This window comes from Anaerobacillus sp. ABA4_114 (genome assembly GCF_056159065.1).
This window is the reverse complement of sequence record NZ_JBSWUM010000001.1, coordinates 2,227,527-2,244,935: the sequence shown is the minus strand read 5'-3', so window position 1 is coordinate 2,244,935 and position 17,409 is coordinate 2,227,527. Positions and strand designations below refer to the sequence as shown.

The window sequence follows — 17,409 nt, the reverse complement described above, 5'->3', positions numbered from 1 at the left end:
AGTCGACGTTCATACTACTAATACCAGAGTGAGGAAGGAGAACCCAGTATGAACTTCGAACAGAATGAAACACCGAATCCATCAACTCAGCCTGATCCGAAGAAAGATGATCAGTCGAAATCTACGCTTGTCGATAAAATCCAGCAATTAGGACAAACGAATGTCCCAAGCATGGAACATTCAAACATCCATTGTTTAACGATCGTGGGCCAGATTGAGGGACATGTTCAGCTCCCACCCCAAAACAAAACAACGAAATACGAACACCTTATTCCACAAATCGTAGCGATCGAGCAAAATCCTAAAATTGAAGGTGTCTTAATCTTATTGAATACGGTAGGTGGAGATGTAGAAGCAGGTCTTGCAATATCAGAAATGATCGCTTCTTTATCTAAACCATGTGTATCGATCGTTTTAGGAGGAGGGCATTCGATCGGCGTTCCAATTGCAGTCGCTGCAAACTATTCGTTTATTGCTGAAACGGCAACGATGACCATTCACCCAGTCCGATTAACAGGTCTCGTGATCGGTGTACCTCAAACGTTTGAATACTTAGATAAAATGCAAGAGCGTGTCGTGAGTTTTGTCACAAGACACTCCAACATTTCAGAAGATAAATTCAAAGAGCTTATGTTTTCTAGGGGTAATCTGACGAGGGATATTGGCACAAATGTAGTAGGTCAAGATGCGGTGAATTATGGATTGATCGATGAAGTTGGAGCAGTAGGACAGGCGATGAAAAAGCTGAACGGATTGATTGAGGATTATAAAGGAACACAGGAAGGAGAAGTTGTACAGTGATCCTTTATACGATTTTACCGAATGAAGCCGTATTTCCAACTGAACAAAGTGCTTATGAGCAGCAACAGGTGATCGACTGGAACGGCGTACAGCTCGTTGTTGAACGTACTTCACACAGTGAATGTCGAGTCGTTCAAGTACTGAGTACAGATCCTCAAGATTTTTTAAATGAATCGACACAGCCTGGGCAGATGTTGACGTTAACGCCGCCTCAAAAATAGAGCCTATAGCACCACGGTAACATGTGGTATACTAGGAATAGATTGGTGAGAAAAAAAGCAGCCGGAAACGGCTGCTTTTTCGCACCAGCTACGGCTTGTAATGAGGTGAGAATATGGCAAAAAGACGAAAAAGAAAAAAGACGACAACAAAGAAAAAACAGGCCTGGCAATCACAAGTAAAAATGGAATTTATCGGTCTGACTATTCTTGCATTCACGATTCTAGGTGTATTGAAGATGGGGATCGTTGGTCGAGCGTTCTATCATATGTTCCGATTTTTCGCAGGGGAATGGTACGGCTTAATCGTAGCTGGATTAGTTCTATTCGCTTGTTACTTAATCGTTAAGAGAAAAATGCCGAGCTTTTGGACAAGAAGACTCTCGGGATTTTATTTATTGAGCGTATCATTATTATTGTTAAGCCATGTGGGTCTATTTGAAACATTGTCCCGAAATGGAGAGTGGGAAAATGCATCTGTGATTCTCAATACATACGAACTCTTCCAAATGGGCGTAACAGACCCAGCTAACCCAGGTCCACTTGGTGGAGGCATGATCGGTGCTCTGCTATTCGCATTCTGTTATAGGCTTTTCGATGCTGCAGGTACACAAGTGATCGCATTTCTGCTCATCCTACTTTCTTTCGTTCTAATTACAGGAAAGTCTTTCAGCGACGTATTTGGAAAAGCGATCGAATGGGTGAAAGCCTTTGTCCTTAATACGTATGATGAAGCAAAAACACTGATGGCAGATAGTAAAAAGTCTCGAAAAGATAAGAAAGAACGTCAGCAAGCACTTAAGAAAGAAGAAGAAGCAATACCTGAAGAACAAAAAACGTACGATCTCTCATCTGATGAAGAAGGGGATTTTGAGCCTGAGATACGTACATTTACTGAAAGTGCATATGCAAATCAAGAGCCACAACAAGAGGCTACCGAATCAAAGCCTGAACAAGTAAAAACAGAACCGAAAGAACCTCAAGAAGATAAGCCTCTTCAAACACTCACAGTTGGAGAACTTGAGAACAAAGATTATAAATTACCATCCCTTTCACTACTTCAACCGCCGAAGAAAATCACGCAAGAGAATGAGCGTCAACAAATCTCAGCAAACGCTAGAAAACTAGAGAAGACGTTTGAAAGCTTCGGTGTAAAAGCGAAGGTAATGAAAGTACACCTTGGACCAGCTGTTACGAAGTATGAAGTGTACCCAGACACTGGTGTAAAGGTTAGTAAAATTGTAAACCTTACTGACGATCTTGCATTAGCTTTAGCTGCAAGAGATCTACGTATAGAGGCTCCTATTCCAGGGAAGTCTGCAATTGGAATTGAAGTACCAAACTCAGAAGTGGCGATGGTAACGCTCCGTGAAGTGTTAGAGTCAAAAGAGTATCAGTCTCACGATTCCAAAGTTGCGATTGGGTTTGGAAGAGATATTTCTGGCGAAGCGGTCATCTCAGACCTTTCCCGTATGCCGCACCTTCTCGTCGCAGGTGCGACAGGGAGTGGAAAAAGTGTTTGTATTAACGGAATCATTGCAAGCATCATGCTAAAGGCGAAACCTCATGAAGTGAAGATGATGATGATCGACCCAAAAATGGTCGAACTAAATGTTTACAATGGGATTCCGCACTTGCTCGCTCCTGTTGTTACTGATCCTAAGAAAGCTTCACAAGCGTTGAAAAAAGTAGTGAGTGAAATGGAGCGGCGCTATGAGCTCTTTTCACATAGTGGAACGAGAAACATCGAAGGGTACAACAATTATATCAAGCGCCATAACGAAACTGCTGAATCAAAGCAACCAACGTTGCCTTATATCGTCGTTATCGTGGATGAGTTAGCTGATTTGATGATGGTTGCTTCGAGTGATGTGGAAGATGCGATTACAAGGCTCGCACAAATGGCCCGTGCTGCTGGTATCCACTTGATCATCGCTACACAACGACCATCTGTTGATGTGATCACTGGCGTAATCAAAGCAAACATCCCATCTCGTATTGCGTTTAGCGTGTCATCCCAAACAGATTCTAGAACGATCCTAGATATGGGTGGCGCCGAAAAGCTACTCGGAAAAGGGGATATGCTTTTCCTACCAGTAGGCGCGAACAAACCTAAACGAGTTCAAGGTGCATTCTTATCAGATGAAGAAGTTGAGGAGCTTGTCGATTTTGTCATTGCGCAGCAAAAAGCTCAGTATCAAGAAGAAATGATTCCAACGGATAAGCCTGAACAAGACCAACCTGAAGTGGAAGATGACTTGTACGATGATGCCGTTCAGCTCATCACAGAGATGCAAACAGCATCTGTATCGATGCTGCAACGTCGATTTAGAATCGGATATACAAGAGCAGCGAGGTTGATCGATGCGATGGAAGCAAGAGGAGTCGTTGGACCTTATGAAGGCAGTAAACCAAGAGAAGTTCTTGTAAGTAAAGAAGAAGAAGCACAGTCAAGTTAAGGACTATACTTCTTACAGGGTGAGAAATGCGCGGTGTTGAAATGAGAGTAGTCGATCATTTCTTTCCCAAATTAAAATTGATGGATAATTGGATGGTCAGAATCGCAATATCCTTCTCCTAAACCATTGGGACGGAATGTTTGTTTTGGATTAATTCTTATCAAGTAGGAGAGACGATCGCGGACTTCTGCGGTTGAACGGGCGGCCGAGACCGGGGTGTGAGTTTAACCTCGGGCTTGGACGTTCGTCCGCGGAAAGCATGCGATCGTCATCGACTACGGCATTGGGAGCTCAGAATAATAACTTAGGTTTCTTGACATTGAGAAGCACAGTCCATTAGGACTATGCTTCTTTTTTTGTGAAATAGTCGGCGAAGGAAGAGAATTCACCTCCGATTTTAAATATTAGTAATCGAGCTTTTTTTCAAAAAACTATTTATTTATCTTATTAATAATGGTATAGTTATGTCGAAAAATGACTTATTTTTCAAATCGTTTTCATAGAAGGATATTTTATCCAAAAATATTTTGATCACTATGAAAACGGATACAAACTTGTTCCTAGATTGCTAGGCTTAAGTTAATTACCATTGGGGGGATTAGGAAGATGAGAAAGAAGTATGGTTTTATGATGTCAGCTGTTTTAGCTGCAGGTACGCTGTTATCAGCATGTGGTTCGAACGACACGAGTGGTGAGAACGCTGGCGGCGGTAGCGGAGAAGGAGACAAAAATAACTTCAAAGTTGCTATGGTTACAGATACTGGCGGTGTAGATGATAAGTCCTTTAACCAATCAGCTTGGGAAGGACTACAAGAGTTTGGTGGAGAGAATGGACTAGAAGAAGATAAAGGGTACAAGTACGTACAATCCACTGCAGCAAGTGATTATCAACCAAACCTATCAGGTCTTGTGCGTGATAACTATGACTTGATCTTCGGAATTGGATTTTTAATGCAGCAAGATATTCAAGCGATTGCTCAGCAAAAGCCTGAAGCTCAGCTTGCTTTAGTAGATAGTGTAGCAGTTAACGAGAGTGGCGAGCCTCTAGAGAACGTAGCAAGTATTACATTTAAAGAACACCAAGGTTCATTCCTAGTTGGAGTTATCGCTGGAATGCAAACAAAAACAAATAAAGTAGGCTTTATCGGTGGAGTAGATTCCGAGCTTATCAAGAAATTTGAGAGCGGATTTAAAGCAGGTGTTAAATCTGTAAATCCTGACGCTGAGATCTTCGAACAGTATGCTGGTGACTTTAACGCAGCTGAGAAGGGACAAGCAATTGCTGGAACACTTTACGATAAAGGTGCAGATATCATTTACCATGCTGCAGGTGGAACAGGAAACGGCGTGTTCACTGAAGCGAAGAACCGTGCGAAAAACGGAGAAGAAGTTTGGGTTATCGGTGTAGACCGTGACCAGCATGAAGAAGGTATGCCTGAGAACGTAACGCTTACTTCTATGGTTAAACGTGTTGATACTGCAGTTATGGAAGTGTCAAAACAAACGATGGAAGATAACTTCCCAGGTGGAAAAGTAACAGAGTTTGGTCTTGAAGAAGACGGTGTAGGTATCGCTGAAACACAAGAAAACGTTTCTGAAGAAGCACTGAAAAAAGTAGAAGAGTATAAAGAGAAGATCCAGAATGGCGAATTAGAAGTTCCTAAAACTGACGAAGAATACGAAGCGTTCGAAAGCTCTCTATAAGGAGTATCGAAGCAGGGGCTTCGTCGGTCCTGGAGAAAGTCTCATCTTGAAAATAGCATGTCGAAGGCTAGTACTTTCATAGGCTAGCCTTTGTTTTATGTTAGCGCATAAGGGAGTGAAATCTGTATGGAGTATGTTATTGAAATGAGAAACATTCGTAAGGAGTTCCCTGGAATTGTTGCGAATGATAATATCACCCTTCAGCTACAAAAAGGCGAAATACACGCTCTTCTTGGTGAAAACGGTGCTGGAAAATCAACTTTGATGAACGTGTTATTTGGACTTTATCAGCCCGAAAAAGGTGATATCTATGTTCGGGGAAATAAAGTTCAGATCACAGATCCGAACATAGCAAATGAGCTTGGGATCGGAATGGTACACCAACACTTTATGCTTGTAGAAAAGTTTACGGTTACTGAAAATATTATTCTAGGAAACGAACCAACAAAGCAAGGGCAGGTTAACTTGAAAGAAGCTGAAAAAGAAGTAGAAGCTATTTCAAAACAATATGGTCTTGCAGTCGATCCTACAGCAAAAATAGAAGACATATCAGTTGGTATGCAGCAGCGAGTTGAAATCCTCAAAACACTTTATCGCGGTGCGGATATCCTGATTTTTGATGAGCCCACTGCAGTTCTAACACCACAGGAAATCAAAGAATTGATCGAGATCATGAAGAAATTGATTTCAGAAGGAAAATCGATCATCTTGATTACTCATAAGTTAAAAGAAATTATGGAAGTATGCGATCGATGTACTGTAATAAGACGTGGTGTAGGAATTGGAACGGTCGACGTTTCTGAAACGAATCCGGACGATTTAGCTTCGATGATGGTAGGTAGAGAAGTAAATTTCTCAGTTGAAAAACAACCTTCACAACCAAAAGAAAGCGTTTTAGAAGTACAAAACCTCGTCGTAGAAGATGCCAGGAACGTGCCAGCTGTGAACGGACTAAACATTTCGATTAAAGCTGGAGAAATCGTCGGTATCGCTGGGGTAGATGGAAATGGACAATCAGAACTGATCGAGGCGATCACAGGCCTCAGAAAAACAAAATCCGGCAACGTAATGCTAAAGGGAAAAGACATCACGAACTGGAAACCACGTCGTGTAACTGAAAGTGGTCTTGGTCATATCCCTCAAGATAGACATAAGCATGGCCTTGTATTGGATTTTTCAATTGGCGAAAACATGGTCCTTCAGACCTACTATAAAAGACCTTTTTCGAAAAATGGAATCCTTAACTTTTCTACGATTGTAAATAAAGCGAAGTCGTTGATCAGTGAGTTTGATGTTCGTACTCCTAGTGAATCAACACCAGCGAGAGCGTTGTCAGGGGGTAATCAACAAAAAGCGATTATCGCAAGGGAGATTGATCGTAGTCCAAATCTCCTAATTGCAGCACAGCCGACTCGTGGACTAGACGTGGGCGCGATTGAATTTATTCACTCTAAGTTAATAGAGGAACGAGACAAAGGAAAAGCAGTACTTCTCATCTCATTCGAACTTGATGAAATCATGAACGTAAGTGACCGTATCGCCGTCATCTACGAAGGAAAAATCGTTGCGATTGTAAAGCCGGAAGAAACGACCGAACAAGAACTTGGGTTACTTATGGCCGGTGGAAAGCGGAAAAAGGCTGGTGAGACATCTTGAAAATACTAAATGGGAAATGGTCAGCAATAACAGTCCCGCTTCTATCGGTAATGCTTGGTTTATTCGTCGGCGGAATCATTATGCTAGTGAGCGGTTACAACCCGTTCGTAGCATATGCTGCCCTTTTTAACGGAATCTTTTCAAATACGTATGTTCTTGGGGAAACGATTCGTCAAATGACGCCCCTTATCCTTTCAGGTATTGCAGTTGCGTTTGCTTTTCGTACCGGACTTTTCAACATCGGTGTTGAAGGGCAGCTTTTAGTAGGATGGTTAGCATCTGTGTACGTTGGCCTTCAATTTGAAGGGTTAAGTCCATTCGTTCACATTCCGCTAGCGATTTTGGCAGCTGGAGTGGCTGGTGCAATCTGGGCATTTGTGCCTGGTTTATTAAAAGCAAAATATCACGTTCATGAAGTAATCACAACGATTATGATGAACTATGTTGCGCTTCACGTAGTCAATGCCATCATTCGTACTTATCTTCTAGCACCTGGGGAAAGAACAGAAGAAATTCATCAATCTGCGTCACTTCAATCAGCATTTCTTGAAAGTGTCACGGACTTCTCACGACTACATTATGGCATTATCGTCGCGATTATTGGTGCGATCATCATGTGGTTCTTACTATGGAAAACCTCTACAGGCTACGAGCTTAGAGCTGTAGGATTCAATAAGTATGCATCAGAATATGCCGGCATTAACGTGCGTCGTAACATCATCCTTTCCATGGTCGTTTCAGGTGCATTTGCAGGAGCTGCAGGTGCGATGGAGGGACTTGGAACATATGGTTATATGACAATCATGCCAGCCTTTACTGGAGTAGGTTTCGATGGGATCGCAGTTTCATTGCTCGGTGCCAATAGTGCACTAGGTGTAGTGTTAGCTGCTGCTTTGTTCGGAGGATTGAAAATCGGTGCTTTGAACATGCAGTCTGTGGCACAAGTGCCAACTCAGCTCGTTGAAATTGTTATAGCCATGATTATTTTCTTTGTTGCATCAAGCTATCTCATTCACTGGATCAGCAATAGGGTGAACAAAAGGGGGAAAATTTAAATGGATATGATGCAGATTCTACAAATCGTCATCCCTGCAGCTATCTTTTCAGCCGCTCCCCTGATCTTCACCGCATTAGGTGGTGTATTCAGTGAACGGTCAGGTGTTGTTAACATCGGTTTGGAAGGCTTAATGCTAATGGGGGCATTTACAGGAGCATTATTCACATACTTAGGGGAACAGTGGGGAATGGGTGCAGCTTCACCTTGGTTCTCACTAATCGTCGCAATCATTATCGGAGCGCTGTTCTCACTAATCCATGCAGTTGCAAGTATTTCGTTACGAGCGGACCAAGTCGTAAGTGGTGTAGCACTAAACTTTCTAGCAGCAGGACTTGCGATCTTTTTAGTGAAGAAGATCTTTGATGCAGGTCAGACGCCAATTATTCAAGAACGTATCTATAAAACGAATGTACCATTCTTAAGTGACATTCCTTTTATCGGACCACTATTTTTCTCAAATGCTTACTATACTTCTTACATCGCGATTGCTCTTGCAGTTCTCGTTTGGTGGGTGATCTATAAGACGCCGTTCGGTTTGCGCTTGCGTTCGGTTGGGGAACATCCGATGGCTGCAGACACGATGGGAATCAACGTAACAAAAATGCGCTATGTTGCCGTAATGCTAAGTGGTGGGTTTGCGGGGCTAGGTGGAGCTGTTTATGCAACATCCATCGCAGGTAATTTCAGTCACGCAACGATTTCTGGCCAAGGATTCATGGCACTTGCAGCGATGATATTCGGTAAGTGGCATCCCCTTGGTGCAATGGGAGCAGCTTTATTCTTCGGACTAGCTCAGTCACTGAGTATTACAGGACAACAAATTCCTGGGCTAAAAGAAATTCCTGAAGTTTACCTCCTCATTTCACCGTATGTCTTAACAATCCTCGCACTAGCAGGGCTCGTTGGACGAGCAGATGCACCAAAAGCAATCGGTCAACCTTATGAAAAAGGAAAACGTTAGGTGAAAGTAAGAACCCTCTACATTTGAAGAGGGTTCTTTTTGTTTGGCAGCTAGTAAACTGATTAGAAATATTAGTTTAGACAATAAAAAATGATTTTGGCTAATAAAACGCGATTTTGGACAATAAAAATAGATTTTAGATAATAAAAGAAGAATTTGGACAATAACGTGTTGAGTAGTTGTGAAGTTGACTGGGGTTGATCTGAACAATGAACACACAAAGCGTGTTCTTTCCTAATACCTCCAGCGCTTTTCGGCCCTAAACGGCTACTTCCGCTTTTAATGTCCAGTTGCGACTCGCAGAAACTACGATATTTCACTCTTTCAACAGAACACAAAAGGCGTGTTCTATTTCAAGAGTTCCAATATCTCCGTTTCTAAACGCTCGTCTTCGCTTTTCGTGTGTCCAGCTGCAGTGACCAGGTCCTCGATCGCTTCACATTTCAATCCGAACACAAAAACCGTGTTCATATTGAAATGCTCCAGCGCTTGTCGGACCTAAACGGTCACTTCCGCTTTTAATGTCTAGCTGCGACTCGCAGAAACTGCGATATTTCGCTCTTTCACTTGAACACAAAAAACGTGTTCCAGTTCAAGAGCTCCAATATCTCCGTTTCTAAACGCTCGTCTTCGCTTTTCAAGTGTCCAGCTGCAGTGACCAGGTCCTCGATCGCTTCACATTTCAATCCGAACACAAAAACCGTGTTCATATTGAAATGCTCCAGCGCTTGTCGGACCTAAACGGTCACTTCCGCTTTTAGTGTCCAGCTGTGGTGGGCAGAAACTGCGATATTTCGCTCTTTCACTTGAACACAAAAAGCGTGTTCCAGTTCAAGAGCTCCAATATCTCCGTTTCTAAACGCCCACCTTCGCTTTTCAAGTGTTAATTACTTACACATTGACACATACTATGGTATAAAGGGAATAAGAATTGGTTTCCTGTGTTGGAAAACGATGGAGAGATGAAAAGGAGTGAGTTGTATGGCAATTATCCCTCATGAGAAGAGCTCATGCGGCGGTTTAACGCTACATAAGATTCAGACTGAGAAGTATAAGACGACCACTGTGGTCATGCAGTTTAAGTCTCGGTTAACCGAAGATACTGTGACGAAGCGTGCGCTTCTGCCATATGTGCTTCAAAGTGGAACAGAAAATTATCCATCATCGAAGGCTCTTCGTACGGAGCTTGAAAAGCTTTATGGTGCGACGTTAGGTGTGGATTTAGCGAAGAAAGGCGACTTTCATATCATGACGTTTAGAATGGATTTTGCCAATGAGAAGTTCCTATCAGAGGATAAACCACTTCTAGAGAAAGCGCTTGGTTTGTTTGCAGAAGTGGTGATGAACCCTAAGAAAGTCGATGGGGCTTTTGATTCTTCAATCGTTGATAAAGAAAAACGCACACTTAAGCAGCGTATTCAATCGATTTACGATGATAAGATGAGATATTCCAATATGAGACTAACGGAGGAAATGTTCCCGAATGAGGCTTTTGGCCTGCATGTGTATGGAGTAAAAGACCAAATCGATGGCATCGATGCGAACAACTTATTCGAGTATTACGAAAAAGTTTGTAACGAAGACGAAGTCGACCTCTATATCGTAGGAGATTTAGACGAAATTTCGATCAAGGATTTAGTAACGGATCTATTTCCTTTTAAAGAAAGAACGCAAGCTTCTACGGACATTACTGAAAAAGCGTCGTTAGAAGTGGAAGAAAAAGAAGTGAAAGAAGAGCAGGAGATTAAACAAGGTAAGCTTCATATGGGCTTTCGTTCTGGAATTAGCTACGCCGATGATGCTTATTATGCGCTTCAGGTGTTTAACGGAATGTTCGGAGGCTTTTCACATTCAAAACTCTTTAGAAACGTTCGGGAAAAAGAGAGTCTTGCTTACTATGCGGCATCAAGATATGAAAGTCATAAAGGTTTGATTATCGTCATGTCTGGTATCGAGTTTAAGAACTATAATAAAACAGTCGACATCATCAAAGAACAGTTAACTGCGATGCAGAATGGCGATTTTAACGATGGTGAGATGAAGCAAACGAAAACAATGATTCGAAATCAGCTCCTTGAAACGGTAGACGACGCAAAAGGAATGGTAGAACTCCTTTATCATGGTGTTGTTTCTCAGAAGCTTCGATCGCTAGAAGATTGGCTGGACGGAATCGATGCGGTCACTGAAGAAGATATTAAAAAGGTAGCAGCTCAAGTGAAGCTCGACACCGTTTATTTCTTAAAAGGGGAGGAGGCATAAGGATGAGAACTATTCCATTTAATCAGCTTCAGGAAACGCTTTACCATCAAACGATGGATAACGGCCTTGATGTGTATGTACTCCCGAAGAAAGGGTTTAACAAAACATATGCCACATTTACGACGAAATACGGTTCCGTCGATAACCATTTCGTTCCATTAAATGGTTCTGAAGATGTAAAAGTTCCAGATGGGATCGCTCATTTTCTTGAGCATAAACTATTTGAAAAAGAAGATCGTGATGTTTTTCAAGATTTCAGTAAACAAGGTGCATCCTCAAATGCGTTTACGTCGTTTACGAGAACAGCTTACCTTTTCTCAACAACACAAAATGTTATGCAAAATCTTGAAACGCTTGTCGATTTCGTTCAGGCTCCTTATTTCAGCGACAAAAGTGTAGAGAAGGAAAAAGGCATCATCGGGCAAGAGATCGAAATGTACAACGATAACTCCGATTGGCGTGCGTACTTTGGTGTGATCGAAAACATGTTCCATAAGCATCCTGTAAAAATCGATATTGCAGGTACGATTGACTCGATCGCTAAGATTACAAAAGAGTCCCTTTACACGTGTTACGAGACGTTCTACCATCCTTCCAACATGCTGCTCTTTGTCGTTGGAAACGTTGATCCTGAAGAGATCATGACGTTTGTGGAAAGCAATCAAGCTTCAAAATCATACAAAGATCAACCACCCATCGAGCGTTTCTTTGATAATGAGCCAGAGAGCGTGGCAGAGAAGAAGAAGGTACTGCCGATGTCCGTTCAAGTGGCGAAGTGCCTCGTAGGATTTAAGGAACCTAATCCTGGTCGTCAAGGGAGAGAACTTCTAAAGCATGAGCTTTCGATCAATCTCGCCCTCGATTTGATGTTTGGTCAAAGCTCTGAGAATTATGAAGCATTGTATAATGAAGGACTGATCGACCAAAGCTTTTCTTATGATTTTACAGAAGAAGAAAAGTTTGGTTTCTCAGTGATGGGAAGCAACACGAGTTCTCCAGATGAACTTGCGGATCGATTGTATAAGATGGTTCAAGACTTTTCCAAAAATCCGATCGATGAGAGCCAGCTTGAGCGTATACGAAAGAAAAAGATCGGAAGCTTTTTAAGAGCTCTGAACTCACCAGAATTTATCGCAAATCAGTTCACACGTTACCGCTTCAACGACATGGATCTTTTTGAAGTTGTTCCGGTACTTGAAGAATTGACTGCAAAAGATGTAGAAGCTGCCGTTAAAAATCATTTCAGAGAAGATTCATTTACGGTATGTCAAGTAGTTCCAAAGTAAAAAAAGCACCCGCGCGGTGCTTTTTTTAGCGTAGAAAGGGAGAGTAGTGATGAAGAACGTTTTGATTACTGGAGCAAGCGGGGGGATCGGGCGAGCGACGATGAAGGAGTATATACAGAGGGGCTACCGCGTTTATGCTCATTTTCATTCGAACGAAAGAAGGGTTAAGGAGATGATGGCTGAATATCCGAATGCAGATATCATTCCTGTGCGTGCAGATTTATCTAACAATGCTGAACTAGATCACGTCTATCGAATTGCAGAGAAAGTCGATACGCTTATCTTAAATGCCGGATCAAGCTTTATTGGACTCTTAACAGATATGAATGATAAAGACATCGATCACATGATCACGCTGCAGTTAACGTCTTCTGTCAAGCTTGCGAAACATTACTCATCGTCGATGGTACAACAAAAAAGTGGAAGTATCATCGTTGTATCATCTGTATGGGGGGCAACAGGTGCATCTTGTGAAGTGGTCTATTCCACTGTAAAAGGTGGATTGAATGCCTTTGTGAAAAGTTTTGCGAAAGAGCTTGGACCAAGCGGAATTCGTGTGAATGCAGTCGCTCCCGGGTACATTTCTACAAATATGAACGATTCCTTATCGAGTGAGGATGAACAGAATTTGATCAATGAGATTCCTTTAGGTCGAGCGGGTACACCTGAAGAAGTCGCAGGCGTTATAACGTTTCTAGATTCCACGAACTCTTCATATATAAGTGGACAAATTATTTCTGTTGATGGAGCTTGGATTTAAAAAGATCTGTGCATAATTGGAATCTCTTCTAGACAACATATAGGTGATGACCTAATAAAGGAGGGACAAAGATGTCTGTACTCGATAACTTTGATAGCTGGAAGGGCTTTCTGCATGACCGCCTATCTCAAGGGGAGCAGCAGGGGCTTTCTCAAGAAGTAATCTCTGATGTTGCATATCAAATCGGCGGTTATTTAGCTGATGGCGTTAAAGCGAAGAATGAAGAAGAACAGTTACTAGCTGATCTATGGCATGTTGCTGATGAAGAAGAACAGCATGCGATTGCCAACATGATGGTGAAACTTGTTCAAGGTCAAAATAAATAACAAGTGCGAGAGGGGTGCTATCACCCTTCTTTTTTTATTTATTTACCAATGCAGACAAGAAAAGTAAACAAAATACTGAATCATCTCTTTTAACCTTACCTAAAATCATTTATGATTAAATAAACATGGGAAAATGTGTAGGTGTAAGGAGTTGCTATATGGAGAAGAAGGAATGGTACTTGGAATACGAAATACACAAAAATAGACCGGGTCTTCTCGGTGACATCGCATCATTATTAGGTATGCTCGGGATTAATATCATCACGATCAATGGTGTTGATAATCAACGAAGAGGGATGCTATTACTCGTTGAACAAATTGAACAGATCGAGCGTTTAGAATCGATTTTGAACACGATGGACAACATTACAGTAACCAAGCTAAGGGAGCCGAAGCTTCGTGATCGACTCGCTGTCCGTCATGGCCGATACATACAGCGTGATGCAGATGATAAAAAGACGTTTCGATTTATTCGAGATGAGTTAGGATTACTCGTTGATTTTCTTGCGGAAATCTTTAAGCAGGATGGCCATAAGCTCGTTGGAATTAGAGGTATGCCGCGAGTTGGAAAAACAGAATCGATCGTAGCATCAAGCGTTTGTGCGAATAGAAGATGGGTTTTCCTTTCGTCTACGATGTTAAAGCAAACGGTTCGCCAGCAAATCGCTGATGATGAGATGAATAGCGACCATATTTTTATCATCGATGGAATCGTATCTGCTAAAAGGTCTTCTGAGAAGCATTGGCAATTGCTACGTGATATGATGAGATTACCTGCAACGAAGGTTGTAGAACATCCAGATATTTTTGTGAGAGAAACAGAGTATACGATGAATGATTTTGATTATATAATTGAATTGCGTGACGATCCAGAGCAAGAGATTACATATCAAGTTATCGACAATCAAGCTTCTGGGTTTTCGGGTGGTTTTGACTTTAACTAATTGGTAGGTGTTTTCCATTGACAGAGCTAGGTCAACGATTGAAGAGTGCTCGAAACGATAAAGATTTATCGCTCGATGAAATTCAATCCATTACAAAAATTCAAAAACGTTATCTTCTTGCAATAGAAGAAGGGAACTACGAACTGCTTCCAGGTAATTTTTATACGCGTGCTTTTATTAAAAACTATGCGGAAGCAGTTGGCCTTCACGGTGAAGAACTGCTGGAGGAGTATGCCTCAGAAATACCAAAATCAAACTCAGATGTACCAGAAAACCTTCCCCCTAGGCGTACGAGACCGACCGTTCCAAGTAAGCCAAACAGGTGGTCATCCGTATTTCCTTCCGTTCTAGTTATCTTATTGATCATTGGGGTAGCCTGTATCATATGGTTTGTTGTACAAGGAAACGATGCGACAACAAGTCAAAACGGTGCGTCGAACCAAACAGAAGAACAGGTGTCGAGCGACGAAAATAGTGGAAATGCTCCTGCATCTGATGAAGTGAAAGACGAGCCAAAGGATGACTCGAAAGAAGAGCCAGCAGCTGACGAAGAGCCTTCAGCCGAAGATGAAAAAGATTCTGAAGTAAATGAAGAGCCAGAAGAGGAGCCAGCTCCTGCAATGGAAATCAATAAAACAGAAGGCAATGCATCTAGTTCAACATATGAAATTACAAATGCCGAAAAGTTTGAGATTACCGTTGAAGCAAAAGGAAGTAGCTGGGTTGCCTTAATCGGTGGAGATAATAAGAAATATATCTACGAAAGCCTCAAGAAAGATAAAAAGGTCACTCATGATTTAACGAATGTAGCTTCTGCTTCCTTACGAATCGGCAGTTCGCCAAACATTACCGTTCTTGTAAACGGTGAGAAGATTGATATCCCTAACGAACCAGTAGTCCAGAATGTTACCTTTAATTACAAAAAAGCAGAGTAGCAGCTTGGGGGTCATCTTATTTGAGATGGCCCCTGCTTCTTTTAAAACCGATCTGGATATGTTTTCCTTTCTGGTCTGAGGGAACAATGATAAAATAGAAAACGATTTTGCTAAATGATCTCTAGGAGGAACACACGTGAACTTGCCTAACAAAATTACAGTATCTCGAATATTTCTAATCCCTGTTTTTCTTTTATTTTTATTAGCGCCACTTCCATTAGGGGAAACTGAAATTGCAGGTACACTTATTTCAAATTCTCAGCTTATTGCTGCCATTATTTTTATTGTGGCTTCTGTAACGGACTGGGTGGATGGTTACATTGCGAGGAAGCATAATCTCGTGACGAATCTTGGGAAGTTTCTTGACCCGCTAGCTGACAAGTTACTTGTTACATCTGCTTTCGTTTCATTAGTAGAGCTCGGATCAGCTCCTGCTTGGATCGTAGTATTCATCTTGAGCCGTGAATTTGCAGTAACAGGACTTCGACTCGTTGCGGCATCTGAAGGTGAGGTTCTGGCTGCGAGTAATCTCGGTAAGCTCAAAACCTGGATTCAAATCGTAGCGATCTCAGCCCTACTTATCAATAACATCCCTTTTGAAGCGATAGGATTTCCTTTTGCAACAATATCCTTATGGGCTGCGTTAATCATCACAGTTTATTCAGGATGGAATTATTTTAATAAGAACAAAGAGATTCTACTAAAGTCTCGTTGATGTCAAAAAAGGAACAGACTCTTCTGTTCCTTTTTGTCTCCCGCAACATATAAAGGAACTATGCTTAAGTTTTGAGGAGGAGCGTTAGCTTATGAATGCAGAGATTATTGGAATCGGCTCAGAATTATTATTAGGACAAATCGCTAACACGAATGCTCAGTTTATTTCGAGGCGTCTTGCGGACCTTGGGATAAATGTGTTTTACCACACTGCTGTCGGCGATAACAGCACTCGTCTCAAACAGGCGATCGAAGTTGCTGAGGGCCGCTCAGATTTATTGATATTCACTGGAGGGCTAGGTCCTACGAAAGACGACCTCACGAAAGAAACCATCGCGAAAGCTCTTTCAAAACAGCTCGTTTACAACCAGGAAGCAATGGATAACATCGAAGCATACTATAAGAAGACTGGTCTCACCATGTCAGAGAATAACCGTAAGCAGGCTCTAGTCATCGAAGGGTCTACTGTTCTTCCAAATGATAATGGGATGGCACCTGGAATGGCATTCTCGAATAATGAGTGTACATATATGCTGTTCCCAGGACCGCCAAAAGAACTTTATCCGATGTTTACAAGTTACGCTGAACCATTTTTGTTGAAGGAAATGAAGCAGGAGGAGAGAATTATTTCTCGCGTCCTACGTTTCTTTGGTATCGGCGAATCCAGCCTAGAGACTGAGCTCGAAGATTTAATCGATCAACAGACGAATCCGACAATCGCCCCGTTAGCTGGTGATTGGGAAGTAACGTTAAGACTTACAGCAAGAGCTGCCTCTGAAGAAGAAGCGAGTAAGCTGATCGAAAAGACAGAGAAAGAAATCCAAAAGAGAGTTGGCAAGTATTTTTATGGGTACGACCAAACCTCTCTTTCGTTGGAAGCATTCTCTCTATTACAAAAGCAAAACTGGACGATCGCTGTTGCAGAAAGCCTCACTGGAGGTATGTTCAGTCAGGAGCTTACGAGTATTTCCGGAGCTTCATCGCTTTTTTATGGGGGAATTGTGTGTTACTCTAACGAAGTAAAACAGAAGGTGGGCGTCTCAGCTGAAACGCTTTCTTCTCAAGGCGCTGTAAGTGAAGAATGTGCGATCGAACTTGCGAGAAGTATCAAGAATACGTATAACACAGACATCGGCATTAGTTTCACCGGCGTGGCCGGACCTGACTCAATTGAAGGAAAGGAAGCCGGCACTGTTTTTATTGGAATGGCATCTCCTCGAGGTGAGGAAGTCATTTGCTTAAAGCTTGCTGGTAATCGAGATGCTATCCGAAAACGAACAGTAAAATATGGATTTAATACATTATTGAAGCTAGAAAGGTGAATTACGG

Annotated in this window: 17 protein-coding genes; 15 read left to right on the top strand and 2 right to left on the bottom strand. The window is 42.0% G+C overall.

Going from position 1 to position 17,409, the window contains the following annotated elements; translation table 11 throughout:
* Positions 1 to 48 precede the first annotated feature (48 nt).
* The 7 genes from ACXAEY_RS11355 (at position 49) to ACXAEY_RS11325 (ending at position 8,856) form a co-directional block, all read left to right on the top strand.
* A complete protein-coding gene (locus ACXAEY_RS11355) occupies positions 49 to 801 on the top strand; it encodes a ClpP family protease (RefSeq protein ID WP_270181887.1) in 753 nt (250 codons plus the stop codon).
* Positions 798 to 1,022, top strand: a complete 225-nt coding sequence (locus tag ACXAEY_RS11350) for a YlzJ-like family protein (RefSeq protein ID WP_270181888.1) — start codon at positions 798 to 800, stop codon at positions 1,020 to 1,022. Before ACXAEY_RS11355 ends, ACXAEY_RS11350 begins: the two co-directional genes overlap by 4 nt.
* A gap of 113 nt (positions 1,023 to 1,135) precedes the next feature.
* Entirely contained in the window at positions 1,136 to 3,478 is a 2,343-nt protein-coding gene (locus ACXAEY_RS11345; RefSeq protein ID WP_270181889.1) for an FtsK/SpoIIIE family DNA translocase, read from the top strand.
* A 606-nt stretch (positions 3,479 to 4,084) separates the two neighbouring features.
* On the top strand, positions 4,085 to 5,182 hold the full coding sequence (locus tag ACXAEY_RS11340) for a BMP family lipoprotein (protein WP_270181890.1): 1,098 nt from the start codon (positions 4,085 to 4,087) through the stop codon (positions 5,180 to 5,182).
* Positions 5,183 to 5,308: 126 nt separating this feature from the next.
* Positions 5,309 to 6,838 carry an ABC transporter ATP-binding protein gene (locus tag ACXAEY_RS11335; protein ID WP_270181891.1) on the top strand — a complete coding sequence of 510 codons (1,530 nt, stop codon included), beginning with the start codon at positions 5,309 to 5,311 and terminating at the stop codon, positions 6,836 to 6,838.
* A 2-nt stretch (positions 6,839 to 6,840) separates the two neighbouring features.
* Complete coding sequence (locus tag ACXAEY_RS11330; RefSeq protein ID WP_270182067.1) at positions 6,841 to 7,893, top strand: ABC transporter permease; 1,053 nt, start codon at positions 6,841 to 6,843, stop codon at positions 7,891 to 7,893.
* Complete coding sequence (locus ACXAEY_RS11325) at positions 7,894 to 8,856, top strand: ABC transporter permease (protein ID WP_270181892.1); 963 nt, start codon at positions 7,894 to 7,896, stop codon at positions 8,854 to 8,856.
* Between the two features lie 348 nt (positions 8,857 to 9,204).
* Here ACXAEY_RS11325 and ACXAEY_RS11320 read toward each other — a convergent pair whose 3' ends face one another.
* Positions 9,205 to 9,327 (bottom strand): hypothetical protein, encoded by a 123-nt coding sequence (locus ACXAEY_RS11320; protein ID WP_270181893.1) that lies wholly within the window; start codon positions 9,325 to 9,327, stop codon positions 9,205 to 9,207.
* Between the two features lie 92 nt (positions 9,328 to 9,419).
* Positions 9,420 to 9,566 carry a hypothetical protein gene (locus ACXAEY_RS11315; RefSeq protein ID WP_474812072.1) on the bottom strand — a complete coding sequence of 49 codons (147 nt, stop codon included), beginning with the start codon at positions 9,564 to 9,566 and terminating at the stop codon, positions 9,420 to 9,422.
* 271 nt (positions 9,567 to 9,837) lie between these two features.
* Here ACXAEY_RS11315 and yfmF point away from each other — a divergent pair, with 271 nt between their 5' ends.
* The 8 genes from yfmF (at position 9,838) to ACXAEY_RS11275 (ending at position 17,402) form a co-directional block, all read left to right on the top strand.
* Entirely contained in the window at positions 9,838 to 11,115 is a 1,278-nt protein-coding gene (gene yfmF / locus ACXAEY_RS11310) for an EF-P 5-aminopentanol modification-associated protein YfmF (RefSeq protein ID WP_270181895.1), read from the top strand.
* 2 nt (positions 11,116 to 11,117) lie between these two features.
* Entirely contained in the window at positions 11,118 to 12,401 is a 1,284-nt protein-coding gene (gene yfmH, locus ACXAEY_RS11305; protein WP_270181896.1) for an EF-P 5-aminopentanol modification-associated protein YfmH, read from the top strand.
* Positions 12,402 to 12,450: 49 nt separating this feature from the next.
* Complete coding sequence (gene ymfI / locus ACXAEY_RS11300) at positions 12,451 to 13,161, top strand: elongation factor P 5-aminopentanone reductase (RefSeq protein ID WP_474812070.1); 711 nt, start codon at positions 12,451 to 12,453, stop codon at positions 13,159 to 13,161.
* A gap of 71 nt (positions 13,162 to 13,232) precedes the next feature.
* Entirely contained in the window at positions 13,233 to 13,487 is a 255-nt protein-coding gene (locus ACXAEY_RS11295; RefSeq protein WP_224882202.1) for a DUF3243 domain-containing protein, read from the top strand.
* Positions 13,488 to 13,645: 158 nt separating this feature from the next.
* A complete protein-coding gene (locus ACXAEY_RS11290) occupies positions 13,646 to 14,431 on the top strand; it encodes a DUF3388 domain-containing protein (RefSeq protein ID WP_270181898.1) in 786 nt (261 codons plus the stop codon).
* A gap of 17 nt (positions 14,432 to 14,448) precedes the next feature.
* Positions 14,449 to 15,366: a helix-turn-helix domain-containing protein gene (locus tag ACXAEY_RS11285; RefSeq protein ID WP_474812067.1), complete on the top strand. Its 918-nt coding sequence runs from the start codon at positions 14,449 to 14,451 to the stop codon at positions 15,364 to 15,366.
* Between the two features lie 136 nt (positions 15,367 to 15,502).
* A complete protein-coding gene (gene pgsA, locus ACXAEY_RS11280) occupies positions 15,503 to 16,081 on the top strand; it encodes a CDP-diacylglycerol--glycerol-3-phosphate 3-phosphatidyltransferase (protein ID WP_474812065.1) in 579 nt (192 codons plus the stop codon).
* Positions 16,082 to 16,172: 91 nt separating this feature from the next.
* Positions 16,173 to 17,402 carry a competence/damage-inducible protein A gene (locus ACXAEY_RS11275; RefSeq protein ID WP_270181901.1) on the top strand — a complete coding sequence of 410 codons (1,230 nt, stop codon included), beginning with the start codon at positions 16,173 to 16,175 and terminating at the stop codon, positions 17,400 to 17,402.
* The last annotated feature ends 7 nt before the right edge of the window (positions 17,403 to 17,409 follow it).